The sequence below is a fragment of the Haloarcula sp. HT12 genome (assembly GCF_055271655.1).
This window is the reverse complement of the sequence record NZ_JBUXKW010000001.1, coordinates 462,321-487,706: the sequence shown is the minus strand read 5'-3', so window position 1 is coordinate 487,706 and position 25,386 is coordinate 462,321. Positions and strand designations below refer to the sequence as shown.

Genomic DNA, 25,386 nt, shown 5'->3' with positions numbered 1-25,386 from the left:
CTGAGAGGAACTGCCGCCGTTACCGCTCTTCGTCCCGGCGCATCGCGATCTCGAACCAGGGACAGAGGCGGAGCTGGCGGTAGTACTCGGGGTGCTCGCGCAGTCGCTCGTAGGGGACCCACATGAGGCCGTCGACCTCCTCGGGGTTGGGTTCGAGTGAGGTGTCGTGGAGCGTGGCCTGCAGCACCGCACACACTTCCCATTCGAGACCGGCGTTCTCGTAGTAGCGCTTGTACTCGAACCGATCTGTCACGCGGAGGTTCTGGTACTGGGAGGGGTCGATACCCAGTTCCTCTTCGAGTCGCTCCTCGGTGGCTTCGACCTGTGTCTGGCCCTGAACGGGATGAGAGGCGACGGTACCGTCCCAGTGGGTGTCCCAGAGACGCTTGTTCGCCGCGCGCTGGGCGAGCAGGATTCGGTCGTTCTCGTCGAACAGCAGGGCGGTAAAGGCGCGGTGGCGAACCCCGTCGCCGGTGTGGGCGTCGAGCCGATTGACCAGCCCCTCCTCGTTGTCGTTGGCGTCCACCGCGATGACCTCCTGTCTGGCGTTTTCGTGCGTCTCGTCGACCGCGTCGGAACTCATATGTCGTATCTCTCACAGAGGCGCGTATTACGCGCTTCGACTTCCCCTCACCGCGCCGGGAGGTCCGAAACGAACTGCTTGAGGATCTGCTCTTCCGCACGGTGGAGGGTTTCACTGCAGGTCGACTTCGCGATGCCGACGCGGTCCGCCAGTTCGGTCAGCGAGCACTCCCGCGGCGTGTCGTAGTAGCCCGCCTCGATGGCTTCCTGGACCAGTTCGAGCTGGCTCTCGGTCAGCACCTGCTCGGTTTCGAGGTGTTGCTGGATGCGGTCGACGCTGAAGGAGATGCCGAACTCCTCCAGTTGCTCGCCGAGTTCGGAGAGTCGCTCCTGTGGCGCGGATATCTCCCAGACGGCCTGGCCGTTAGACAGCGTAAAGGGCATCTCCAGCGGGACGCCCGAGCCCTGAACCGGGAAGAGCAGGAGCGGCATCGACGTCTCGAACTGCACCAGCGCGCTGTCGTCCCGGTGGGAGAGAATTTCCAGCGTGGTGACGGACTCCCGGTCCTCGATATCGCGGAGAACCGCCGGAAGGTCGTCCGACGTGATCTCCGCGAGTCCGACGCCGGAGTCCTCGCCGGGGAGCGCGGACAGTATCCGAAACGTGGCGTCGTCGTACGCTCGCGACACGTCGCCGATCCAGATCTCCTCCGGAATCGTGAGCGTGAGTTCAGCGTGTGGCATTGGTGTATCCGAATATATTCGCCCGACCCCCGCGTCCGTGTTCCCGAACATGTTCGTATAGTTCCGGGACTGAAAAGAAACTTGGGGTGTACTGTCACATGGTGTCGGCACGCGACGGGTTCGTGTAAAACTACAACGCCGAACATCTCCGGGTGTGGCGAACGCTTATTCCGTCGGCCACTCGCCGTCTGTTATGGAGCGCGTCTCGCTGACTCGGACGGTCCCGGCCGACCCGGAGACAGTGACCGATCTGATAACCGACGTAAAACCGTTTATGCTGGCGGCGGGGTTCGACGAGGTGACGCTCGACGGGGACGACCTCGGCATCATGAACCGCGTCGGCCTCTTCGAGATCGAACTGGACCTCGAAATCGTCGAGACCGACGCAGTGCTGCGGTACGAACAGCGAAAAGGCATCTTCGAATCGATGATGACAGAATACACTGTTGAGGCTGTCGACGGTGGGACCGACGTCACAGCCACGACGGAGTACAGCGCACTCGACCTCCCGGTACTCGGCGAGATGATCGATTCGACCGTCATCTCGCGACAGCGCAAGAAGGAACTGAACAAGCAGTTCGACTGGCTCGTCGAACAGGTCTCGTAGTATCCCACGACACGGCGGCGGTTCGACCGCCTGACTCTCTATCCACTCCGATCGGTATAAAAAAGCCGAACATATGCGGCGGAGGACCGAGGGGCACGCACCGCCAATCCGCACGTATGAGCCATCCCCACGAGGACGTGCCGCCGGTAACGACCGAGGTGCACGACAACTCCTGGTCGGCGAACCTGGAGACGCCCGCGCACGCCGAGGACCCCGACGTGGTCGTCGAACAGGCCATCGACGCCGTCGAGATGACGACGGCTGGGAACCACGTCAATCTGGTGAGCCACGCCGACCACGGCCACCCGGAAACCTACCTGTTCGACGCGCTGGCGGAGGCGTTCGGCGACACGATCACGACTGAGTACGTCCAGCAGTGTGGCTGTGGCGGCCACGTCACCCGCGTCCACCGGGAGGCATAGATGCGCGGGAAACTCGACCTCGACGAGCAGCCGCTGGTGCTGATCTGGGAGGTGACCCAGGCCTGCGAACTGGCGTGTAAACACTGTCGGGCCGACGCCCAGCCCCGCCGCCATCCCGACGAGCTATCGACGGCGGAGGGGAAGGAACTGCTGGACCAGGCCCGCGAGTTCGGCGACGGCCAGCTGGTCGTCCTCTCGGGCGGGGACCCGCTCGCCCGCGAGGACCTCCCGGAGCTCGTCGATTACGGGACCGAGCAGGGTCTGCGGATGACGCTGACGCCCAGCGGGACGAACTCGATCACGCGGGACCGACTGGCCGAACTCGACGAGGCCGGACTCCGGCGGCTGGCCCTGTCCATCGACGGCGGCGACAGCGAGTCACACGACAGTTTCCGGGGCGAATCCGGCAGTTTCGAGGCGACCATGCGCGCGGCCGAGGCGGCCCGCGACCTCGACATTCCCTTGCAGATTAACACCACCGTCTGCGCGGAGACGGTCGAACAGCTACCGGCGATCCGGGAGCTCGTCGCGGACCTCGATGCCGTGCTGTGGTCGGTGTTCTTCCTCGTCCCGGTCGGCCGCGGGCGGGTGCTGACGCCGATCCCCCCCGAGCGCGCGGAGCGCGTGCTGTCGTGGCTCCACGAGGTCAGCGAGGAGGCACCGTTCGGCCTCAAGACGACCGAAGCGCCCCACTACCGGCGCGTCGCGATCCAGAACCAGGACGAGGGTGCGGGCGGTCTCAAACGCCGCATGGGTATCCGCGCCGGCAAGGGGTTCGCCTTCGTGAGCCACACCGGTGAGGTGTTCCCCTCCGGATTCCTGCCGAAATCGGCGGGCAGCGTTCGGGAGGAGAGCGTCGTCGATATCTACCGGGAGTCGTCGCTGTTCCGGCAACTGCGGGACGATGACGCGCTGACAGGCAAATGCGGGGCCTGTCGATATCGGACGGTCTGTGGTGGGAGCCGGTCGCGGGCGTACGCGACGACGGGGGACCCGCTGGCGGCGGACCCGCTGTGTGACTACCAGCCCGAGGGGTTCGAGGGGCCGGTACCCGACCAGCACCCGGCAGATTGAGGGGGTTTTTCACTCCGTGGGAACGCCCATAGCCCGTTTTGTAATACGGTGGCACAGTTACAGGTATGAGTGACTCCGGCATCAGAGTGGAACTGTCGGTCGACGCCCCTGGGGCCTGTCCGGTGGCGAGCGTCTCGGACGAGGCGGGCGCGGTCGTGACCGACGTTGCCCGAAGCAGCCCGGACGAGGACGGCCAGGTCATCGAAGAGTTCACCGCGACTGGCACGGACGAGGCCGCAATCGAGGCACGGGGCGATATGGACAAAGTGTTCGCCACGGGCAATGGGGACCGCTATCAGTTCTCCCGGACGCGGACCGACTGTGTCTGTGAGGCGGTCGAAACGTATGACTGTCCGGTCGCGGACATCCGCGCCGAGAGCGGACAGCTCTACCTGACGTTCCATGCTCCCGATGTCGACCGGGTGCGTGCCATCGTGACGCGGCTGAAGGACCTGTACGACGGCGTCTCGCTCCGGTCGATGCGACGGAACGGCGACGTGGACCCGGTTGATTCGATTCTGGTCGACCGGAGCCAGCTCACCGACCGGCAACAGGAAGTGCTCGAAACGGCCGTCGAAATGGGCTATTTCGAGTATCCAAAGGGGGCCAACGCCGGCGACGTGGCGACGGAGCTGGACATCTCCGTTTCGACGTTCGCGGAACACCTCGCCGCCGCCCAGACGAAACTGCTCGACAGCATCGTCGCGGAGTAGGCCCGTAACGCGTCGCTACAAACGCCACCGGCGAGCGAACGCCGCCAGCAGGAGATATACATAGAGGAGTGCGCCAAGGACTCCAGCCGCTGTACCGGCTGCTAGCATCCAGTCGAACCGGCCGACGAGACCGAGTATCTGCATGCCGAGTCCACCGCCGAGCAGTCCAATCGACACCAGCGCCGTCCGGTCGTCCGCGTAGGGCCAGACGCCGACCGCCGGCGGGTAGAACTGGAAGGCCGCTCCGACGACGGTGAGTCCGAGAAAGCCCGCCAGCATCGCCCGGTAGTGTGCGCTGACCAGCGCAGGCTCCCGTCCGGTGACGGCGATGGTCAGTCCGAGGCCGATACCGACGACGCCGGCCACGACCGCCAACAGCACCGCGTAGAACCCGACGCGACGGCGCTCCGACCGCCAGAAGAGACCGATATACGACAGCGCAAAGCCCACGACCGCGACAGCTTCGACGACGCCGCCGACGAGGAGGAGCCGGCGGTCGAACAGGCCAAAGCCGAGTAACGCGGGACCGACAGCGCCGGCGGCGACGACGACCCTAACGACCGACCGCGGCGCGTCAGCGACCAGGAACCGTGGAAACAGCCGGAAGCCGACGCCGAAGACGAACACCGCCGCCGTCCCCGCGGCGAGGAGGTGCGACAGTTGTTGGGGGAGAACCGACCCGAAGCCGGCGGTAGCGGCGAGCGCGCCGCCTGCAGCGAGTGTGAGGTAGCCGAGCGCTATCGGGACCGCGACGTTGGCGGTTCTGTCGACCGGCTTCCGATGGGCGTTCGGACCACCGGTCCCCGTCGCCGCGCCGGTGATGTTGTCACGAATCGTCCACCCCAGCGTGCCCTGAAACACCGCGACGCCGCCGACCCAGAGCGCGGTTCCAACTGATCGGAGCCACGGCGGCCCGAACGGTACGAGCGCCAGCCCTGTTGTGCCGAGGACGGACAGCGGGAATTGAACTGCCGGCCCCGATTCCCACGCGAGGTCCCGGTCGAAGTACGACGGAACGAGCGCGTAGGCCTTCCCGAACAGGACGTGCAGAACGAACCCGTAGAGCCCGAGCGTGACGACGGCGCGGCGGGGCGCGCCGACCGCTATCGCGACGTGAAAGCCGACGAAAAACAGCGCGCTGGCGGTGACGAACCACCGCGAGGCGCGCTCGGCCCGCATTTCACTCCGGCCGGATCGTGACGTGCCACTCCTCGTCGGCGACCTGCTCCGCCTCGTACCGGTATCCCTTCTTCGAGAGAACGTCGTACAGCGGCACCGGCTCGAAGCTGTTCACCAGCCGGAGCGCCTCGCTATCGTCGACAGAGTCGAGGGCGTCCATGATGTGGCCGAACGGCTCTCCGTCGACCTCCCGAACGTCGAGTTCCCGTACCGACTCCTGCTGATCTGTGCTCATACGTCGGATGACGGTCCCCGCCAGTCAGGCGCTTGTCCCGAACGTGTTCGACTAGCGGTTCGGCACCCTATCCGTCCGCTCAAGCACGACAGTCCCAACCCAACCAAGGGTTTTGTAACCGTCCGCACGGCACACTCGACGATCTTCATGCCACTGCTCCTCTGTCCCGAACCAATAGTAAGGTCGGTTTATGCACCTACATTCCTCGAATATACAGACATAGATATGAAAGATCCACTATATACAGATATTTAGATATCGAATTACCATTCGCACACAGATAATCTATCTTAGTTGTATATTTTATCCATATGTTTTTATATATTGGCAATATCAGCGTATAATTATTCTATCTGCTGTATTATCTTATTAATTGATGTTCTCTCGGAGCATCTAATGCGCTACTGAACCAGATCTGTACTCAACACACTAGAGAACCGATGTTATTTGTTCAGGTCTATCAGTGACTACCGCTATGCCGGTCGATACCTCGATCTATCCGCAAATATAGCCGAACCCCACCCGTCGGCAGGAATCGGGGTGAGCGAGTAGCGTTCGGACGTACTGTCCGAGGTGAGGCTCAGTCAGCCGGATTCGGATTTGAGCTCTTCCTCAACCTCCTGGATACGGTCCTGCACCGTTCGGACCTCTTTGGTGTGTGCTTTGTTAGCGGCCGCCAGGTCACCGATCTCGCCGACGATTTCTTTGAGTTCGTCGACAGCGGTATCGACCATAGCGGAGATCTCTGAGGCGGAGACGGCCTGAACGTCTGTGGCATCAGCGATCTGTTCGATCCCGCGGACGGACTCATCGACAGCGACACGAATGCGGTCCTGCTTCTCATCGACGTGTTGAATACGTTCGTCGACCTCCGCGACGTGTTCTTTCGTCGTTGCGACGCTGTCGGTGGTTTCGCGTGCGACTGCGGTCATTTCCTCGACCGCCGCTTCGATGGTTGCGACTTCGCGTTCCGTCCGTTCAGCGAGTTGCTTGATCTCGTCGGCGACCACGGCGAACCCCGATCCGCCGGCATCACTCCGAGCGGCCTCGATGTTCGCATTGAGGGCGAGCATGTTGATCTGCTGGGCAATGTCATTGATCACCGAAACCACGTCTTCGACATCAGTGGCCCGGGATTCCAGCGTCTGTGCGTTTTGATTAAGCATAGCAACGGCATCCGTGACCTCACCGACCCGTTCCAGGGTCGTCTCCACCTCCGCCTTGGATTCGTCAGTGAGCTCTTTCATCCGCTGACTCTCGCTGTTGACCTCATTCGCGTTCGAGGCGACCTCTTCGACGGTCGCGCTCAAGTCCGCGATCTCTTCGCTCACCTCTCGAAGGCTGTCGACCTGTTCTGACGCCGTCTCTTCGATGAATCGACTGCTTTCTGCCACGTTTTCGGACCGTTTCAAGAGGGTAGTGACAGTTTCGCCCACCTCCTCATTGATCTGGGACTGAGCACGTTCGACCGTCCGGCGCTGTTCGACGAGATCCGTCACGGGGTTTACGTACTCGAACGCACCCACAACAGATCCATCGGGGGCACGGAGCGGTTGGCCGGCAACACGGACGTGCTGGGTCCCACCGTCGGACTGTTTGGTCGACCGGACGTCGTCCTCGCGAACGACGCGGCCGGTGCGGACTATCTCTTCGGCGAGAACCTCGTCGGTCTCTTCGTTTGCGATGACATCGTTTGCCTCCTTCCCAAGGACCTGTTCTCGGTCGAGGCCGATGTGTTCTTCGTGGGCCCTGTTCCAGTGCGTGAGCCGACCGTCGTCGTTGACGGTCAGGACAGGGATCGGGAAGTTTTCCACCAGGTCGTCGAAGAGATGCTTCCAGAAGTCACGCTCGTCGCGGAGCTGTTCCTTCTCCGAAATGCCTTCCGGGGGGACGTACAGGGTGGAAGCATCCGATGTCGCTGTGTTAGATCGTGTCACTATTCTTGGAGAGAATCATCATCGATAATAAAACCCCTGCCTCTGTTATCATGATTTGTTTTGACGAGGGCACAATTTTTTTACCGATCATGGTGCTCTTTCTCTCTATGACATCCCTTAACGATGTCTTCGTCGCGGACGCAGTTACCCACGCGTACAACCAGGCCGAATCGAACTTCCGCGTTCCGCGGTACGCCGAGCAGGTAGCGGATATCGGTGTCGCCCTGGAGGAAAAGATGCCCGGGAGCTACCGGCGGACCCAGGAGACGTTTCTCAGCGACTGGCCGGTGGCGGACACGACGAGCACGCTTTTCCGGGAGAGTCAGACCGACTTCGCCGTCTTTCATCCTCAGTCCATCACCGTCTTTCACGATGGCTTGACGGCTGAAGCCAAGGCGAAGCGGTTCGTTGAACGCAACCCGACCCGGACTGCAGCCTTAGCGAGTATCGACCCAATCGGGCTCGACGATCCGAAGGCGGACCTGACCCGACAAGTCGAGGAGTTCGATCCTCACGGCGTGAAAGTCTACCCCTCGTACTGGGAAGCCGACGGGACCCATCACGGGTTTCGGATGGACGATCCGGAAGTTGCGTTCCCCCTCTGGGAGCATGTCGCCGACCTCGGCCTCGATGTCGTCGCCGTACACAAGGCGTTTCCCTTCGGTGCCGTCCCGATGGAGTCCTACAAGGTCGGCGACGTCGAGGAAGCCGCCGCTAGTTTCCCAGATCTCACCTTCGAGATCGTCCATGGCGGCATCTCCTTCGCAGAGGAGACGGGGTGGCAGATCGCCCGTCACCCCAACGTGTACGTGAACCTGGAACTGACACTCGCCGAAATTGCAACGTCGCAGGCCTCCTTCGCCGACACGCTGGAGGAACTCCTGTACGGCGGTGGAAAAGCTGCTGTGGACAAACTGCTCTGGGGTACTGGCGCACCTCACTTCCACCCACAGCTACTCCTCGAACGGTTCTGGGAGTATGACTTCCCGGAGATGGAGAGCTTCAGCGGTCCGTTCCAGCTCACACAGGCGGACAAACGGAAGATCCTGGGAGAGAACTTCGCGGAGGCACACGGCTTCGACATCGAGGAACTGAAGGCAAGTATGGCCGACGACGAGTACTCTGAGGTCGATCCTGCCGACGAGCCGTGGTCGACAACGGACTTCGAGATAGTTGCACAATGACTGACATCGATCGAATCCGGACGGCGCTACGGGACATTGTGGACCCATGTAGCGCCGCGACCGGATCGAACTTGGACATCGTCGAGATGGGACTCGTGAAGTCGATTGATGCCACTGACGGTCAGGTTCGCGTTGATATCAGACTCACGTCGCCGATGTGCCACCAGGTATCGTACTTTATGAAAGAGATCGAAGAGCGTGTCGGCGATCTCGACGGCATCGAGACTGTCGCGGTAACGAGTGACGACGGGTTCGAGTGGACCGAATCGATGATGACCGACGCCGCGAAACGACGTCGGCAGGCGGTTCTCGACGAACACCGTGCGCGGTACGAGCGGGATCACGAGCGCGACTGCCCTCCGTCCGATGCCTGATCGGCTCCCAAGCATCGGAGATTACTCACCCTCAAAGCTGAGGCGTCTTTACAGCCTGGTTTTCGGGTAATCGGGGCCGGGCTGAGATTGGGTGCACCACGGGTTCGTTCACCGGCCGCCAGAGGTGAAGGCCTGTGACAGTATTTTGTATTTGAAAACCTTGTTGGACTGTCAGTATATCGTCGAATACTCAAGTGCCACGATCTGATGAGGAACAATAACGGTTGTACAGTTGTTATCCAACTCGGCAGAGGGTCGCGGACTGATCAGAGCGTGTGATCCACTGGACTGTGTATTGGCCTCCATTGAGTGACATGGCGACTTGCCACCACGCATGTTTTGATTACCTAAACGGAATTGTCCACAATTCAGTGGCCGTTCACCGGCGCTCCTCGGCTATCGTTTCGACTTTACCCCCTCGCCCAGCAGTGATTCCACTTTACAGGCCGTGTAAATGTCTACATCTGCGTATTTATCCGATCCAAGCGGTGGCAGCAATACGTTTTCAATGTAAAAACACTCTCTGGCACGGTGTCAATGCGGAGACGGGAGCGTGGGATTCCCGAATGTATTTGTAATTGCACGCTGACGTATGGATATGCCGATAGATGACGCCACCAGAGAGAAACTCGCAGAGAATCTCTACGAGGCCCATGAGACTGGAGAGCCGATTGAGCCACTGATTGATGCTCACGATCTCGGCGTCTCCGACGCGTACGATATCCAATCCGCATTCGTCGACCGTCGCATCGAGGACGGTGCGACGGTCACGGGCCACAAAGTTGGACTCACGAGCGACGCTATTCAGGACCAGCTCGGCGTCGATGAACCGGATTTCGGGCGTCTCCTGGACACGATGTTCGTCGGCGGCCGTACCGTCCCGGCCGAGCGACTGATCGCCCCGCGGGTCGAACCAGAAGTCGGCTTCCTTCTGGGCGAGGAACTGACAGCGCCGGTAACATACCTCGATGTCCTCGAAGCGACACGCGCTGTCGTTCCGGTCTTGGAAGTCATAGATAGTCGTGTACGGGACTGGGACATCCAGATCCAGGACACTATCGCGGACAACGCCTCGTCATCGATGTACCTGGCCGGCGAGGCGACGACCTCCCCTGACGGCCTAGATCTCTCCCTTGAGGGCGTCAAACTCTACCGCAACGGAACCCTCGCCGTCTCGGGTGTGGGCGCAGCCGTCCTCGACCATCCGGCCCGCTCGGTCGCGTGGCTAGCGAACACCCTCGACGACCTCGACCAGCACCTCTCGGCGGGTCACCTCGTCTTGAGCGGCTCTCTGACCCCAGCCGTCGACGTGGAACCCGGCGACGCGCTGACGGCGGAATTCACTTCGATTGGCACAATCACTGCCCGTATTGGCGATGAATAAGCTACGCTCACCACGCTGACTAAGCCGCACCGGACCCAGGAATCTCCGGTGGAGCGGTTTCAGAAACCGACTGCCTGTTTTGACATCGAAAACGCTTTGACGCTTGGTGAGTGATACAGGATATGGATCACGTGGCAAACCATCCGGTCCGGACGACAGAAAAGACACTCAGGCTCATTTCGGAGCTCCGAGACCTCGATGGCGCTCGAATCCACGAATTGGAAGAGCGCGTCGACATGACGAAGGGAGCCATTCACAACCATCTGAGTACCCTGCGGGAACATGGGTTTGTAACGAAAGACGACGACGTGTATCACCTCTCTTTCCGGTTTTTGACTCTCGGGGGGTATGTCCGTAGTGATCACGAGATGTACGACGTGGGTCGGTCGAAGGCAGATCAGTTGGCCGACGATACCGGAATGCTGGTCAACCTCATGACCGAGGAAAACGGCAAGGGCGTGTATCTGTATCAGTCCCGCGGCGATTACGCCGTCAGCCTCGACACGCACGTGGGGTTTCGTATCCGCCTGCACAACATCGCCATCGGGAAGGCGATCCTTGCGTCCCTGTCTCGCGAGCGCGTAGACGAAATTATCGATCACTGGGGGCTTCCGAAGATGACCGAGAACACGATCACCGACCGAGACGAACTCCACGACCAACTCGAACGCTTCCGCGATCAGGGGTACGCGACCGAACACGAAGAGCGTACCGAGGGGCTAGCCTGTATTGCCGCTCCAATCCGCGTGAACGATGACCTCCTCGGCGCGATCAGCATCTCGGCGCCGACTCGGCGGCTCGGGAAGGAAGGGTTTGACGACGATATCATCGGCGAGGTTCAGAGTACTGCAAACGAGATCTCCCTCGAAATCAAATACACGTAGACGGTGAGTTCAGATCGTCCGAACGCCGGTCCCGGACGTTCGTTCTACTGCCCGACTCAAACCCGGTTACTCCGCTCGAAGTTCCACTGAGCCCATTTCGCCAAACGTGACATGGAAGACATCGCCCGCTTCGATGTCGATAGCTGCCGATATACCGCCGCTCATCACGAGCTCGCCGGCTACCAGCTGTTCGTCGAGGTCCGCGAGCCTGTTTCCAAGCCACGCCACGGAGCGAGCGGGGTGTCCCATGATGTCAGCACCAACGCCTGTCGCCTCGATTTCACCGTTTACCGAGACAGTCACGCCCTCGTGGACCAGATCTAGGTCCCGGACGTCGGAGAACTGTTCCCCGATGGCTAGCTTCGCCGTTGAGGTATTGTCGGCGATGACATCTTGTGCGGTGGGGATCGTCCAGCCCTTGAATCGACTCTCGATGAGTTCGACAACTGGCACGACAGCCCGCGTCGCCGATAGCACGTCCGCTGTCGTGACTGGCGGTTCTACGTCCTCGTCCAGGATGAACCCGATCTCGGCTTCGAGCCGTGGGTTGATCATGTCTGAGGCCGGGATCGGCTCCCTGTCGAGGACGTTCTCCTCCGAGATGTAGCCGAAGATGGGCTCTTGGATACCGAGTTGTTCCTGTTTTGCCTCGCTGACGAGTCCGAGTTTGTGCCCGATACCTGCAGTGTCCGCTCGGATCCGCTCGACAACTTTCGCCTGAATCTCGTAGGCTTCCTCGGTCGTCAGTTCCCCCTCATCCTCTGTAATCGGTTCGACCGGCTCCTTGGTCTCGTAGGCGTCGTACAGTCGGTTCGCGTAATCCGTCTTCTCCGAGTCGTTCAGACTCATACAACTGTCATGTGGGAGTCCTCACTTAATCTTACCTACAACGTCTCGGTGTCTTCACCCACATTGAGCGAACGGCCCTACAAGACAAACCCTACCAAGGGCGCCAAGTTTTTATATCCACTCGCATAACTTTCCGCTGTCAACCATGTCCGAACAAGTACCATCAGAACAAGCGACCGACCTGTCGCTTAACGCCGACTGGGATGCACTCTACATCGATGGGGAGTGGCGATCAGTACCCGCACGTGACCGTATTGATGTCGAGAACCCAGCGACTCGCGAGGTCGTTACTCAGGTCCCCTCCGGAACCGCTGAGGACGTCGACGACGCCTACGAGGCCGCGGTGGCTGCCCAGCCAGACTGGGAGAAGACGACACCTGACCGCCGTGCCGAAGTCGTCCGGAAAGTCGCCCAGTTGATCGACGACCACGAGGAGGAAATAAAGGAGTTGCTCGCCGTAGAGGGTGGCAGTACGCCCCCGAAGCAGGCGATCGAACACGGCGGGTCGGTTACGTTCGTGCACGACGCGGCCTCCTACGCCTTCCGCATGGACGGCAAGCACAATCAGTCGAAGATCCCCGGCAAGGAGAACATCATCCAGCGCCAGCCCGCGGGCGTCGTCGCCGTGATATCTCCGTGGAACGTCCCGCTGAAGCTGTCAATCCGCGCGGTCGCACCGGCCATCGCGACCGGGAACAGCGTCGTCCTGAAACCCGCGGGCGAAACACCGATCACCGGTGGCCTACTGCTCGCGCGACTGTTCGACATGGCCGGGCTCCCGGACGGCGTCCTCAACGTCGTCACGGGACCCGGCTCGACCGCCGGCGATCGGACAGCGGCTCACCTGGACAACGACGTCGTCGCCTTCACCGGCTCGACGGAAGTCGGGAAGATGGTCGGCAACAACGCAGTCGATCACTTCGCGCTGCCGGCCCTGGAACTGGGCGGGAACAACCCACACGTCGTCCTGGAGGATGCCGACCTCGACACCGCAGTCGACGCCGGAATCTTCGGCAGTTTCTGGAACCAGGGGCAGGTCTGTATCTCAATCAACCGCCATCTGGTCCACGAATCGATCTACGACGAGTACGCCGAGAAGTTCACCCAGCGGGCGTCCGAACTCAATATCGCGGACCCCCGAGAATCCGACTCGATCATCGGACCGATCATCAACGAGTCTCAGCGCGACGAGATCATCGAATACGTCGAGCAAACCGTTGAACAAGGGGCAACCCTCGAGACCGGCGGAGAGACAGTTACCGTCGATGGCGTGGCGGACTCCCTGTACGTCGCCCCAACCGTCCTCACCGACGTTACGAACGATATGTCTGCGGCCTGCAACGAGCATTTCGGCCCCGTCGCCCCAATTATCCCGTTCGCTGATGACGACGAGGCTGTCCGACTGGCAAACGCCACCGAGTACGGCCTCGCCGGGTCGGTTCACTCGGCGGACCGTGGGCGGGCCCGTGACGTGGCAGACCGCATCGATGTCGGCATGATGCACGTCAACGACCAGCCGGTCAACGCGGAACCCCACGTTCCCTTCGGCGGTATGAAGGACTCCGGCATGGGGCGGTACAACGGCGACTGGATCATCAACGAGTTCACCGAGTCGAAGTGGACCTCGGTCCAGCGCGAATCGCGCGGTTACCCCTTCTGAGGCAGGGGGGTTCCAGCCCCATCCTATTCCTCGCTCAGACTACGGTTCGGCAGCTGTCGACGCCGGTAGCTACCCGTATACGATGCGTTGAGGAATGTCTCACCAATACGCTTAAATATCGCCGCTGGATTCATACTTTCATGGCGGTCAAAGCTGCAATCGTAGGTCCAGGTAACATCGGGACCGACCTGATGTACAAGATACTTGATCGAGGGGAGTCGATCGACTTGGAGCGTATGATCGGTATCTTCCCTGTTGAGGAGTCTGAAGGCCTCCAAGCGGCCGTCGAGGAGGGCATCGACGTCGGCACTGACGGTATCGACAGCGTCCGGGAACACGCGGACGAGTTCGATATCGTTTTCGAGGCGACAAGCTCCCACGTCCACGAGGACAACGCCCCCGTCTACGATGAACTCGGTCTGTTCGCTATCGACTTGACGCCAGCGGCGGTCGGGCCATACACTGTTCCGGTCGTTAACCTCGACGACGTTGTCGGCCGGACGAACAATATCAACATGGTAACCTGTGGTGGGCAGGCGACAATTCCGATTGTCCACGCTGTCGACCGTGTGGCTCCCGTCGACTACGCCGAGATGATCTCACACATCGCCTCGAAGAGCGCCGGACCGGGGACGCGCAAGAACATCGACTCCTTCACGACGACGACATCCGCTGGCCTCGAGGAGGTCGGCGGTGCCGAGGAAGGAAAGGCCATCATCACCCTCAACCCGGCCGAACCGCCGATCATGATGCGGAACACGATCCACACACAGGTCGACGAGGATACCGATGTCGACGCGGTACGAGAGTCGATCCACCGCATGGAATCCGAGATCCAGACGTACGTCCCCGGCTACGAAGTCACGATGGAACCGGAGGTCAAAAGCAACGACGACGTTGCTTTCGATCTCGAGGACACAGTCATTCTCACGACGATGCTCGAAGTCGAGGGGGAGGGCCAACACCTCCCGCCGTACGCTGGCAACCTCGACATCATGACGAGCGCCGCGCTGGGTGCCGGGGAGCGTGTCGCGGCGAAACGGCTGGACGCAGGTAGCGTTGAGGAGGTTGCCCATGACTGACCGCGATGTCCGCATGGTCGATATGACGCTCCGTGACGGTATGCACGCCGTCGACCACTCCTTTACGCCTGAGCAGATGGCTGTGGTGGCCAGCGCGCTCGACGACGCGAACATGGACGTGATCGAGGTGTCCCACGGGGACGGCATGGGCGGCTCTTCGATCAACTACGGGTTCTCCGCGGCCGACACCGAGGAGTACCTCGACGCCGTCGTGCCGAAACTCTCCAATTCGGAGCTCTCTGTGCTCCTCCTGCCGGGAATCGGGACTGTCGAGGAACTGGACATGGCTGCCGACCGAGGGGCCGACATCTGCCGGCTTGCAACCCACGTCACCGAGGCCGATGTCTCTCAGGAGCACTTCGAATACGCCAAGGACCGGGGTCTGGAGGCCAATGGTCTGCTGATGCTCTCCCACATGGCGCCGCCCGAGACCGTTCTGGAGCAGGCCAAGCTCATGGAGGAGTACGGCGCCGATGCCGTCTACGTGATGGACTCTGCCGGCGCGATGCTCCCCGCTGACGTCCGCGAGCGCGTGAGTCTGCTTGTCGACGAGCTCTCGATCGACGTCGGCTTTCACGCGCACAACAATCTCGGGCTGGGCATCGGAAACACGCTCGCGGCACTGGAGGAAGGTGCTGTCACCGTAGACGGGTGCCTCCGCGGCCTCGGGGCTGGCTCGGGTAACGCTCAGATCGAGGTCCTCACCGGCGCTCTGGAGAAGGCTGGATACGATGTCGCCCCTGACTTCTTCGGCGTCATGGATGCCGCCGAAGACATCCTCGTACCGATGATCTCCGACGACGAGATGCCAAAACTCGACAACGACTCGTTGCTGCTTGGATACGCCGGGGTCTACTCGTCGTTCCTTCGGCACACGCGCCGCGCCGGCGACAAGTACGACGTTGACCCGCGTGAAATCCTCATCAAGCTTGGCGAGATGGAAGTCGTCGGCGGCCAAGAGGACCTGATCACCGATGTCGCTTCCAGCCTTGCCGACGAACACGACACGTCGACAGCGTCCGACGACTGAGGCGTTTAGAAACGGCCCCGTTCGTTTTCCCGGCTTGCCTCATCGATAGAGCTGGCCGGGCCGATGAACCCGGACTATCACAGCCGGGGAAACAACCGACAGAAGCGGTCCCGTACTCGCACCGATCCGGGAATTTTATGCGCCGCTGTGAACTGCCTCCAGTATGGACGTCATCCACCACGCAGTCTGGGTATCGGACATGGAAGAGACGCTGGCCTTCTACGTCGATGAACTCGGGCTGGAGCAGACAAACGAGTTCGTCAGCGGAGACGGTGCACGCAACGTCTACGTCGCTGGCGAGAGCGATATCGAGATCCAGTTCAAACACGAGCCAGATCGAGACATCGACCCGGATGCGGACGGGCCCTTCGACCACGTAGCCATCGCGGTTGACGACGTGGACGCTGAACTCGAGCGACTCGTCGAGAACGGGAGCGCTACCCTCGTCCGAGGCCCGCTCGATTCTACAGGGGCCAGTGCACGCGTTGCCTTCATCGAAGACCCCGCAGGCTATGGGATCGAACTCGTCGAAGAGTTCGACTGAGACACCACTCGCTGAACGTCGTGCAGACGACCCGCGTTATCCGCTGGGGCGACTAGTTTCGGCCCTCGTAGCGGTCCGACCATCGCAATCGCTCACACCGAGCATCTGCTCGCCCGTCGAATCCCAGCAACTATCATCGGGCAGGCCACAATCATCGGACGAGCATGACGATAGATGGCTTTACCCACGCACTGACGGAACGCTTTTTCGACACCCTGGTTTCCGAATACGAGTTTTCGGGACTGAGTGGGCGGCCAGCGTTCCTCTGGGACATGGAGCAGCGTCTCGCTGACATGGAGGCGTATGGCGTCGACAAACACGTCGTCTCGATGGCACCGTTGCCGTTCTGGAAGGGACTCTCCGACGAAGCGGCGCTCGAAATCACCCGTCTCGCGAACGACGAAATCCGGCGTCTGGCCGACGAGTATCCCGACGCGATCATCCCCGTCGGCACCGTTCCAAAGGTGACTGACGATCTGATGGACGAGTTCGAGCGGTGTAGCGACGACCTCGACATGGCCGGTGTCCAGATCTTCTCGAACATCGACGGCGAGCCCCTCGACCGGCCGCAGTTTGAACCCCTCTTCGAGACGGCCGAGCGCACGGACACACCCCTGTGGCTCCATCCACAGCTCCACGAGTGGTACGGCTGGGCGAGCGAGTACATGGACCACCGCCTCTTCGGCTGGCCGTTCGACACCACGCTGGCGCTGTCCCGCCTCGTGTTCGGTGGGGTCACACAGAAGTACGACTTCGACCTCGTCTCCCACCACGGTGGGGGCATGATTCCCTTCTTCAGCGGCCGTATCGATACGTTCTACGAGACGCGAATGCAGTACCCGGAAAACTACGCCGCCACCGATCTGCCGGCCCTCGACCGACCAGTTAGCGACCACTTCGCGGAGTTCTACGCTGACACGGCCCTGGGCGGTTCGGTCGCCGCCCAAGAGTGCGCCCACGACTTCTTCGGCGACACGATGGTTTTCGGCACGGACTACCCGTTCGGCCCCGATCGAGGCCGTGCCGGCATCGAGACCGGGCTGGCTGCCATCGAGACGGCGGACATCAGTCAAGCGGCGCGGGAGGGTATCAGGTCCGGTAACATTCGCAACCTCCTCGAGTGACCGGCCGAAGCCTCGTTCGCCTGGGGTCGGCTGCTCGGGTATTATACCATAACTTTAATTGAGGTCATACAGAACACTGCACTACGAATGCCATTACTAACCGGCGACAGCCTTACCAAACGGTTCGGTGGCTTAGTAGCCGTCAACGAGGTCTCCTTCGAGATCGAACGGGGTGAGACCGTTGGACTCATCGGTCCGAACGGCGCGGGCAAGTCAACGCTGTTCAACATGATGTCCGGGACGTACGCACCCAGCGATGGCACGGTGACGTTCAAAGGCACGGACGTAACCGGCTGGTCCCCGTACAAACTCTGTGAGTTCGGTCTCGCGAAGACCCACCAGATTGTTCGCCCGTTCGAGGGCCTCACCCTGGTGGAGAACGTCGCTGTGGGAGCCGAATTCGGCGGGGACGCCGACGACGCCCACGAACGCGCCCACGAGGTGCTTCAGTTCGTCGGGCTCTCCGATCTCCGGGACCGGGAACCTGACGAACTGAGCGTCGGTGCCCTCAAACGCCTGGAGATTGCCCGCGTCCTCGCGACGGATCCGGATCTCGTGTTGTTCGACGAGGTAGCCGGCGGGCTCGACCACGAGGAGACCGAGTCGATCGTCGCACTCATCGAGGAGATCAGCGACGGCGGCACGACCGTGTTTCTCATCGACCACGTGATGCGTGCGTTAATGTCTGTCAGCGACCGGGTGATGGTCCTGAACAACGGGAAGTTGCTAGCTCGCGGGACGCCCGCGGAGATCCAGTCCGACCCAGCAGTCATCGAGGCGTACCTCGGCGAGGGAACGGCTGGTGACCGCGCCAACACGGAAGGTGAGATCGCGTGACGCTGCTGTCGGTCGAAAACATCGACGTGGCCTACGGTGATGTCCAGGTCCTCTGGGACGTCTCTCTGTCCGTCGATACCGGCGAAACGGTCGCTTTGCTCGGCGCGAACGGTGCCGGGAAGTCCACGGTTCTGAAGACGATCTGTGGCGATTTGACGCTGCTGTCGGGATCGATAGTGTATCAGGGTGAGCGGATCGACACCCTTCCGCCCGAAGAGGTCGTCCAGCGCGGGATCGCACACGTGCCCGAAGGTCGAGAGATATTCTCTCATAGCACCGTTGCGGAGAACCTTACCCTCGGCGCCCACGCGCTTGATGGAAGCGTGGCCGAGCGCCGTGAGTGGGTGTTCGATATCTTCCCGCGCCTGGAGGAACGAAGCGACCAGTCGGCTGGGACGTTGAGCGGCGGGGAACAACAGATGCTCGCTATCGGCCGCGGGCTGATGAGCGACCCGGATTTACTGCTGCTTGACGAGGCCAGTCTCGGCCTCGCGCCAGTCCTCGTCGAAGACGTCTTCGACGCCATCGAAGATATCACTGCTCGCGGGGTGACGGTGTTGCTCGTTGAACAGGACCTGCACAACGCGTTCAGGGTGGCTGATCGCGGGTACGTTCTTGAGAGCGGACGCGTGTCCCTCTCTGGGGATGCCAACGAACTCTCTACCGATGAACGCGTTGAGGCGTCGTATCTGGGTGGGTGAGAACACGTATGGATTTCCCGTCGCGACGTGTCGCCCTCACATCCCGGTTAAACGCCATAACTGACCACGGTGAGACAGTGCCACTTATGACACACCACTCTAGATCAAACCACTGCACGCACCGCTCCTTTGCGCTCGGCGGCGAGGTCTGCTCTCCTGTTCTGAGCTGCAGTCCCCGTCCCAAGCCGGGCGCAACACCACCGCGGACGAGCACCACCTGTGAGACAACGACCCACGCAATCCGATCACTACTGTAGACACATGGAAAACCCAATCAACACGCGAACGATAGACGGTACAAACCGAGCGAAAACTACCGAGGGGTCGTCGACGGCCCCGGTCCCGGGACCGATGACGGAGGGACGATGATTTCCTTCGATGTCATCGCTGAGGCGGCCGTGAACGGAGTGTTACTCGGCGGCATCTACGCGCTGGCCGCCCTCGGCCTCACCCTCGTGTTCGGGATCATGGATATCGTAAATTTGGCACACGGCCACCTGCTCATGATCGGTGGCTACGTCGCTGTGATCCTAGCGATGACAATGGGTCTGTCCCCGATCGTGGGCATGGTTGTAGCTATCGTGGTGCTCATGCTGATCGGCGTACTTCTCCAAGAAATTCTCAAGTACGTTCTCGGCGAAGGGATTGAACAACCGATCTTGCTCCTGTTCGGTGTCGCGCTCATTATCCAGAACTCGTGGCAGTTCGTTCTCGACAACTACCTGTTCGGGAGCGAAGCCCAGACGACGGATCTCGGCATCGTCTCCGGGAGCTTCCTGCTCGGGGGCATTTCGCTGTCCTCCTCGCGGACGGTCACATTCGTCGTCGCCGTCTTGCTTGTCGCACTGACATGGGCTTTCCTGCAGTACACCGCAACGGGACGCTCCATCCGCGCGACGGCACAGAACCCGACCGCCGCACGGTACATGGGGATCGACACAGACCACGTGTACCGGGTCACCATGGCCATCGGTGCCGGGGTGGCTGGGGCGGCCGGGGCGCTCCTGTCGATGCTGTTCCCGTTCGACCCGTATGTCGGCTGGGCGTACCTGTTGAAGGCCTTTGCAGTGGTAGTGCTCGGCGGCGTCGGTAGTGTCCTCGGAACGCTGGTCGGCGGCGCTGTGATCGGCGTCTCGGAAAACGTCGGCGCAGTGCTTATCGGTGGCAGCTACCGGGACGTTGTGAGTCTCATGATCTTCCTGCTGGTGTTGATCTTCCGACCCCAGGGACTATTCGGACAGACGGACGGGGGTGAGTGATACGATGATGGGAGTCAGTGACCGTTTGCCGACACTCGGCCGCCGTGAAGCAACCGCCATCGGAATCGTTACTGTCGCCGCACTTGCGCTCGTTCCAAGGTTTGGGTCGAACGCGCTAGAGGATCTACTGCTGCGGACGCTCGTGTTCGCGATCCTCGCGATATCCTGGAACCTGCTGGCCGGATATGCCGGGCAGATCTCGCTCGGGCACGCCGCGTTCTTCGGGATCGGCGCGTACGGCAGCGCGTGGCTGACCACCCCAGGAGAGGCAGGGCTTCCCGGGTGGCTCGCAACGCATCCCATCGTTGCCATCGTGGTTGGTGGCCTTGCTGCTGCCCTCCTCGCGGCGATCGTCGGGCTGCCGATGTTCCGACTCCGCGGGCATTACTTCGCGATCGGGACGCTCGCCCTCGGGACGATTATCCAGATCATCCTGAACAACTCGCGGACGATCAGCGGCGGAGCGACAGGCTACTACGTCCAGAATGACTTCGGGGCTACCGGCGTGTACTATGTCGCTATCGTGGCCGTCGTCGCTATCTTCGTCGCTACCTATTACATGAAAAACGGACGCCTCGGGCTGGGGATGCAGGCAGTCAGGGACGACGAGGATGCGGCCAACACCCTCGGCGCAAACCCACTGCGGTACAAGATGTGGGCGTTCATCGTCTCATCGTTCTTCGCCGGTGTAGCCGGCGGTTTGTACGCGCAATACGCGCTGTATCTCAACCCCTCCTCAACGCTCGGGGTCGGCTGGACGATCGACTCCCTCGTTATCGTCATTCTCGGGGGAATGGGGACCATGCTCGGCCCCCTCGTGGGGACGGTGATCTTCATGCTGATCGACGAAATCCTGGCGGACCTCGCCGGAGCGCTGGCGACGACCCTTGAGGGGCTCCTTATCGTCCTGTTCGTCATTTTCATCCCCATGGGGTTCTGGGGCTTCGTTCAGAACCGTCTCTCGGCCCCGGCGGGCGAAACGGACGGCTCATCCGGTGATGGGAGGGCCGACCCGTCCCAACCGACTGAGTCGACGACTGACCTGGATTAGTGATATCTCCGGTGGTGTGTGGGAACGACCGCCGGTCTTCCTACCCCACATATTTATTATTACAGATTACACTACATAAACTGTAGTCGGACAATGACAAATATAAATAGGCGGCAATTCATCCGAACGAGTAGTACTGCAACCGTCGTCGGTCTTGCCGGACTCGCTGGCTGTAGCGGGGACGGGAACGAGAACAACGACGACAGCGGTAGCGGCGATGGCGGCACGACCGGCGGCGGATCCGGACCATACACGATCGCGGCCACGTTGCCCGAGACGGGTGCCTTCTCGGCTATCGCTCCCGACCTCCGGCGCGGATACGAGATGGGCGTAAACCGGATGAACGAGGCCGGCGGGCTGAACGGACAGACAGTCGAACTCGTCGTCGAAGACGACGAGAGCGATCCACAGGTTCTCCGGGAGAACCTCACCCAGATCCTCAGCGACAACGATGTCGACATGATCTGGGGGAGCTTCGCGGGCGTACTCGGTACCGCGACGGCCGCAATCGCCGAGCAGGAGAAGATCCCGATGCTTGGCATCGCCTTCTCGGACGACAAGCTCCACGAGAAGCGTGGCTACGAGTGGACGAACGTTCCATTCCCAAAGAGTAGCGATCACGTCGAAGGGACGAGAAATCTCCTCGAACAGATTCCCGAGGCCGAGCGACCGACCAACGTCGGTCAGTGGGTACCGAACACTGACTGGAGCATCGAGATGGCAGATATGTGGGACGAGACGCTTCAGGACGCCGGGTTCGAGACAGTGTTCCGTGAGACCCACCAGCTCCACGCCAGTGACTTCAGTTCGCTGATCTCCCAGTCGGAGGATGCCGGCGTCGAGATCTTGCTGGGAACACCGGCTCCTGATGGCGGGATCACGGCGATGAAACAGCTCAACGAGTCGAACTTCACGCCTGAATTCATCCAGTTCACGCGCGCAGCGGACACGTCTGGCTGGTGGAGCGCACTGGGCGAAGCTGGCCAGCACGTCGTCATGGCGCCCGGCTGGGTGCCCGGACTGACCGGCAACGGTAACGAGGAGATGACTGAGACCTACTACGAGAACTACGATGTCCCCGAAGACGACCTGCCGGCCGTGATGACCGGCGCGGCCTACAACCTGACACAGGTCGCCGAGCAGGCCATTACCGCCGCCGGGTCCAACGCGAAAGACGATGTCCGGGAGGCACTCAGGAGTACGGACTATCAGACCGTCACCGGAGAGTTCAGCTTCGACGATGTAGGTCGGCCGGAAGGGCTCGAATGTCCGATGGGACAGTGGATAGACGGGAATCAGCATCTCGTCTACCCCGAAACCGACGGCGAGGCGTATCGCGATCTGATTTATCCGATAGAACAGTAATCGCGGCGCGAATACAACAGTTCTCCCCGGCGGCCGACGGTGAAGTCGGCCCACTTCTTCCGTTCACCCGTTCGAACACCCGGCCTGCGGAGCCGGGGGCAGACCGATCACTACTTAAATTGGCCCTATTTTTTGGGCCCGTCTATATCCCAGCTTGAGCCGATCCCTCCAATGCCTGTCGGTCGGACGGGAGACTGCCATCGCACCCGAGCGACAGCGTATTGCAACAGCCATGACTCGCAGACACACACCGATCGCGAAGCTCGGACACGTCGCGATCCATACGCCAGACCTTGAGGAATCGTTGTGGTTTTTCAGTGACCTGATGGGGTTACAGGTAACCGAACGGGAAGGTGATACCGCCTATCTTCGCGGGATGCGGGACTGGGAACATCACACCTTGAGTCTCACCGAGTCCGGTGAGACGGGCGTCGGGCACATGGCGTTCCGGACGACGAGTCCGGAGGCGCTCACCGAGATCGAACGCCAACTCAAGGCCGAAGGTGAAACAGTACGGCGTCTCGATCCCGGGGAGGAAACCGGCCTGGGCGAGGCGATCCGCGTTGAGAAGTTCGGACACAACTACGAGTTCTACTACGACGTCGAAAAGCCCACACCGCCGGAGGGGAAACGCTCCCGCCTCAAGAACCGCGTCTACGACGAGACGACCGCCAACCGCATCGCCCCACGCCGTATCGACCACGTTCACGTGAACGATCCCGGCGAGAACGCGGAAAACCACGACGAGTGGCTCCGTGGGACGCTCGATTTTCAACTCAACGAGCGATACCAGACGAGTGAGGGTGAGTACTGGGGCTGGTGGTACGCCGTCACCGCACTCCCTCACGACATCGCCATCCACCGTGAGCCGCCAGAAGAACCCACCGAGTTCCACCACGTCGCGTTCCATCTGGACAGCCTCCAGGACCTCTGGACCGCCGGCGACATCTGTAGCGAGCACGGGCTCGAAATCAACAACCGGAGCAACGGCCCGGCCATGCACGCTATCACGCGAGCGAACTGTATGTACGTCAAAGATCCGGCCAGCGGGGTGAGGCTGGAGTTGTTCGCCGGTCCGGGCTACCTGAACTTCGAGCCCGACTGGGAGCCTATCGAGTGGACCGAAGACGAGATCGGCGGCGCGACGAACCACCAGTGGCACGGCGGCGGCCCGACATGGGACGGAAGCAAATACGTCAGGTAGTGCTTGACGGTGTCATTGTCTCGACTGTGTCGGGCGTTACCCATCGATTACTGTCGGGATACTGCGCAGAGAGAGTAGACGGGGAACGACGCGGCGAACGGATACATGCGAGAGAAACCCCGGGTGTATGCCACTGCCTCAGCGAGGTGGACCAGTTGAAAGGAGTCACGCACTACAGCATGCACCCTCGTAATGCCCACTGGCCCCCGGTACTTGCAACGGTTCGCTCTTGTCCTGAACGGACCGTCAGGTAGACCGGCTGTTCCACCCCATCCGACCACTCTGGTGCTGTTCGTTCGGGAACCGAAAACCAAGGCTTTCCAAACATATATTATCATGTAGAATCCACTCACAACTGACTGTCCATGAAGCGACAACTAGAAGCAAGAATTGCATGGAATTACAACCGCCGGCAACGTGTCATCCGCTCGGAGGGTGATGCAGTGTGACCGCACCACAGGCACCGATCGCGAAACTCGGGCACGTCGCGGCACAGACACCGGATCTCGACGAGTCCATCTGGTTCTTCCGCGACGTCATGGGGTTTCAGCTTACCGAACGCGAGGATCACACAGCCTATTTCCGCGGGATGCGGGATTGGGAGCACCACACCCTGTCGATCACCGAGACCGGCTCGACTGGCGTCGATCATATCGCGTTCCGGACGGTAAGCCCCGAGGCGCTCGAAGAAATCGCCACCTCCCTCAAGGCCGACGGCGACGATGTGACCCGGGTTCCCGCCGGAGAGGAAACCGGCCAAGGGGAGGCGATCCGCGTCGAGAAGTTCGGGCACCCGTACGAGTTCTACTACGACGTCGTAAAGCCCGACGCGCCGGAGGGCAAGCGGTCGAAGCTCAAAAACAGAGTGTACGGCGAGCAACACGGCAACCGGATCGCCCCCCGGCGGATCGATCACGCACACGTTCAGGACTGTGTGTCTCCCGAACACGCCGCCTGGCTGCAGGAGGACCTCGGCTTCCAGATCAACGAACAGTACCGAACGAACGACGACAGGCTGTGGGGCTGGTGGCTCTCGGTAACGCCACTCCCCCATGACTTCGCGATACACCGCTTGGCGGAGGGCGAACCACCGATGTTCGACCACGTCTCCTACCACGTCGACAGCCTCCAAGACCTCTGGACCGCTGCTGACATCCTCGCGGAGCACGGTCTCGCACCCGACGGTGGCCCAGGGAAACACGCGATTACCCGCGCTGACTTTCTCTACGTCTCGGATCCGGCCAGTGGCGTCACGATTGAACTGTTCGCCGGGCCAGGTTATCTGAACTTCGAACCCGACTGGGAGCCCATCGAGTGGACTGAAGACGAGATCGGTGGCGAGACATCTCACCAGTGGATCGGCGAGGGACCCGGCTGGGAAGGGCTCGCCTATCCCGACGAGTAGGGCAGCGTTGCGGTTT

26 protein-coding genes are annotated in these 25,386 nt (G+C 61.2%); 20 read left to right on the top strand and 6 right to left on the bottom strand.

Going from position 1 to position 25,386, the window contains the following annotated elements; translation table 11 throughout:
• Positions 1-19: 19 nt before the first annotated feature.
• Together ACY9XZ_RS02570 and ACY9XZ_RS02565 are read right to left on the bottom strand one after the other, a co-directional pair.
• Positions 20-583, bottom strand: a complete 564-nt coding sequence (locus tag ACY9XZ_RS02570; protein ID WP_463455510.1) for an NUDIX hydrolase — start codon at positions 581-583, stop codon at positions 20-22.
• A gap of 47 nt (positions 584-630) precedes the next feature.
• Positions 631-1,266 carry a helix-turn-helix domain-containing protein gene (locus tag ACY9XZ_RS02565; RefSeq protein WP_463455509.1) on the bottom strand — a complete coding sequence of 212 codons (636 nt, stop codon included), beginning with the start codon at positions 1,264-1,266 and terminating at the stop codon, positions 631-633.
• 193 nt (positions 1,267-1,459) lie between these two features.
• Between ACY9XZ_RS02565 and ACY9XZ_RS02560 the strand changes: the two genes are divergently transcribed.
• The 4 genes from ACY9XZ_RS02560 (at position 1,460) to ACY9XZ_RS02545 (ending at position 4,082) form a co-directional block, all read left to right on the top strand.
• Positions 1,460-1,873: an SRPBCC family protein gene (locus tag ACY9XZ_RS02560; protein ID WP_463455508.1), complete on the top strand. Its 414-nt coding sequence runs from the start codon at positions 1,460-1,462 to the stop codon at positions 1,871-1,873.
• A gap of 116 nt (positions 1,874-1,989) precedes the next feature.
• Entirely contained in the window at positions 1,990-2,295 is a 306-nt protein-coding gene (locus ACY9XZ_RS02555; RefSeq protein ID WP_463455507.1) for a CGCGG family putative rSAM-modified RiPP protein, read from the top strand.
• Complete coding sequence (locus tag ACY9XZ_RS02550) at positions 2,296-3,369, top strand: radical SAM protein (RefSeq protein ID WP_463455506.1); 1,074 nt, start codon at positions 2,296-2,298, stop codon at positions 3,367-3,369.
• 65 nt (positions 3,370-3,434) lie between these two features.
• Positions 3,435-4,082 (top strand): helix-turn-helix domain-containing protein, encoded by a 648-nt coding sequence (locus tag ACY9XZ_RS02545; protein WP_463455505.1) that lies wholly within the window; start codon positions 3,435-3,437, stop codon positions 4,080-4,082.
• 15 nt (positions 4,083-4,097) lie between these two features.
• Here the strand turns inward: ACY9XZ_RS02545 and ACY9XZ_RS02540 are convergent, their stop codons facing one another.
• The 3 genes from ACY9XZ_RS02540 to ACY9XZ_RS02530 all read right to left on the bottom strand — a co-directional run bounded on the left by ACY9XZ_RS02540 (position 4,098) and on the right by ACY9XZ_RS02530 (position 7,433).
• The gene (locus tag ACY9XZ_RS02540; RefSeq protein WP_463455504.1) at positions 4,098-5,261 is read right to left on the bottom strand and encodes a hypothetical protein; all 1,164 of its coding nucleotides are present in this window, start codon (positions 5,259-5,261) and stop codon (positions 4,098-4,100) included.
• A gap of 1 nt (position 5,262) precedes the next feature.
• Positions 5,263-5,496: a DUF2249 domain-containing protein gene (locus ACY9XZ_RS02535; protein ID WP_463455503.1), complete on the bottom strand. Its 234-nt coding sequence runs from the start codon at positions 5,494-5,496 to the stop codon at positions 5,263-5,265.
• 584 nt (positions 5,497-6,080) lie between these two features.
• Entirely contained in the window at positions 6,081-7,433 is a 1,353-nt protein-coding gene (locus ACY9XZ_RS02530) for a methyl-accepting chemotaxis protein (protein WP_463455502.1), read from the bottom strand.
• A 107-nt stretch (positions 7,434-7,540) separates the two neighbouring features.
• Between ACY9XZ_RS02530 and ACY9XZ_RS02525 the strand changes: the two genes are divergently transcribed.
• The 4 genes from ACY9XZ_RS02525 to ACY9XZ_RS02510 all read left to right on the top strand — a co-directional run bounded on the left by ACY9XZ_RS02525 (position 7,541) and on the right by ACY9XZ_RS02510 (position 11,259).
• On the top strand, positions 7,541-8,617 hold the full coding sequence (locus tag ACY9XZ_RS02525; protein WP_463455501.1) for an amidohydrolase family protein: 1,077 nt from the start codon (positions 7,541-7,543) through the stop codon (positions 8,615-8,617).
• Positions 8,614-8,991: a metal-sulfur cluster assembly factor gene (locus ACY9XZ_RS02520; RefSeq protein ID WP_463455500.1), complete on the top strand. Its 378-nt coding sequence runs from the start codon at positions 8,614-8,616 to the stop codon at positions 8,989-8,991. The genes ACY9XZ_RS02525 and ACY9XZ_RS02520 overlap by 4 nt, the downstream gene beginning before the upstream one ends.
• A 598-nt stretch (positions 8,992-9,589) precedes the next feature.
• Complete coding sequence (locus ACY9XZ_RS02515; protein ID WP_463455499.1) at positions 9,590-10,375, top strand: 2-keto-4-pentenoate hydratase; 786 nt, start codon at positions 9,590-9,592, stop codon at positions 10,373-10,375.
• A 122-nt stretch (positions 10,376-10,497) separates the two neighbouring features.
• Positions 10,498-11,259 (top strand): IclR family transcriptional regulator, encoded by a 762-nt coding sequence (locus ACY9XZ_RS02510; protein WP_463455498.1) that lies wholly within the window; start codon positions 10,498-10,500, stop codon positions 11,257-11,259.
• A gap of 66 nt (positions 11,260-11,325) precedes the next feature.
• Here ACY9XZ_RS02510 and ACY9XZ_RS02505 read toward each other — a convergent pair whose 3' ends face one another.
• On the bottom strand, positions 11,326-12,108 hold the full coding sequence (locus ACY9XZ_RS02505) for a 2-keto-4-pentenoate hydratase (protein ID WP_463455497.1): 783 nt from the start codon (positions 12,106-12,108) through the stop codon (positions 11,326-11,328).
• Between the two features lie 145 nt (positions 12,109-12,253).
• On the opposite strand from ACY9XZ_RS02505, the gene ACY9XZ_RS02500 reads away from it, so the two are divergent.
• The 12 genes from ACY9XZ_RS02500 to ACY9XZ_RS02445 all read left to right on the top strand — a co-directional run bounded on the left by ACY9XZ_RS02500 (position 12,254) and on the right by ACY9XZ_RS02445 (position 25,370).
• Positions 12,254-13,768 carry an aldehyde dehydrogenase family protein gene (locus ACY9XZ_RS02500; RefSeq protein WP_463455496.1) on the top strand — a complete coding sequence of 505 codons (1,515 nt, stop codon included), beginning with the start codon at positions 12,254-12,256 and terminating at the stop codon, positions 13,766-13,768.
• A gap of 140 nt (positions 13,769-13,908) precedes the next feature.
• A complete protein-coding gene (locus tag ACY9XZ_RS02495) occupies positions 13,909-14,850 on the top strand; it encodes an acetaldehyde dehydrogenase (acetylating) (RefSeq protein WP_463455495.1) in 942 nt (313 codons plus the stop codon).
• Complete coding sequence (dmpG, locus tag ACY9XZ_RS02490) at positions 14,843-15,880, top strand: 4-hydroxy-2-oxovalerate aldolase (protein ID WP_463455494.1); 1,038 nt, start codon at positions 14,843-14,845, stop codon at positions 15,878-15,880. Before ACY9XZ_RS02495 ends, dmpG begins: the two co-directional genes overlap by 8 nt.
• 163 nt (positions 15,881-16,043) lie before the next feature.
• Positions 16,044-16,424 carry a VOC family protein gene (locus ACY9XZ_RS02485; RefSeq protein WP_463455493.1) on the top strand — a complete coding sequence of 127 codons (381 nt, stop codon included), beginning with the start codon at positions 16,044-16,046 and terminating at the stop codon, positions 16,422-16,424.
• A 164-nt stretch (positions 16,425-16,588) separates the two neighbouring features.
• Positions 16,589-17,548, top strand: a complete 960-nt coding sequence (locus ACY9XZ_RS02480) for an amidohydrolase family protein (protein ID WP_463455492.1) — start codon at positions 16,589-16,591, stop codon at positions 17,546-17,548.
• A gap of 87 nt (positions 17,549-17,635) precedes the next feature.
• Positions 17,636-18,385 carry an ABC transporter ATP-binding protein gene (locus tag ACY9XZ_RS02475; RefSeq protein ID WP_463455491.1) on the top strand — a complete coding sequence of 250 codons (750 nt, stop codon included), beginning with the start codon at positions 17,636-17,638 and terminating at the stop codon, positions 18,383-18,385.
• A 2-nt stretch (positions 18,386-18,387) separates the two neighbouring features.
• Entirely contained in the window at positions 18,388-19,086 is a 699-nt protein-coding gene (locus ACY9XZ_RS02470; protein ID WP_463455981.1) for an ABC transporter ATP-binding protein, read from the top strand.
• A gap of 365 nt (positions 19,087-19,451) precedes the next feature.
• Positions 19,452-20,345, top strand: a complete 894-nt coding sequence (locus tag ACY9XZ_RS02465) for a branched-chain amino acid ABC transporter permease (RefSeq protein WP_463455490.1) — start codon at positions 19,452-19,454, stop codon at positions 20,343-20,345.
• 4 nt (positions 20,346-20,349) lie between these two features.
• Positions 20,350-21,396, top strand: a complete 1,047-nt coding sequence (locus ACY9XZ_RS02460) for a branched-chain amino acid ABC transporter permease (protein ID WP_463455489.1) — start codon at positions 20,350-20,352, stop codon at positions 21,394-21,396.
• A gap of 93 nt (positions 21,397-21,489) precedes the next feature.
• A complete protein-coding gene (locus tag ACY9XZ_RS02455; RefSeq protein WP_463455488.1) occupies positions 21,490-22,761 on the top strand; it encodes an amino acid ABC transporter substrate-binding protein in 1,272 nt (423 codons plus the stop codon).
• A 232-nt stretch (positions 22,762-22,993) separates the two neighbouring features.
• Positions 22,994-23,965 (top strand): VOC family protein, encoded by a 972-nt coding sequence (locus ACY9XZ_RS02450; RefSeq protein WP_463455487.1) that lies wholly within the window; start codon positions 22,994-22,996, stop codon positions 23,963-23,965.
• Positions 23,966-24,410: 445 nt separating this feature from the next.
• Entirely contained in the window at positions 24,411-25,370 is a 960-nt protein-coding gene (locus tag ACY9XZ_RS02445) for a VOC family protein (RefSeq protein WP_463455486.1), read from the top strand.
• Positions 25,371-25,386: the final 16 nt, after the last annotated feature.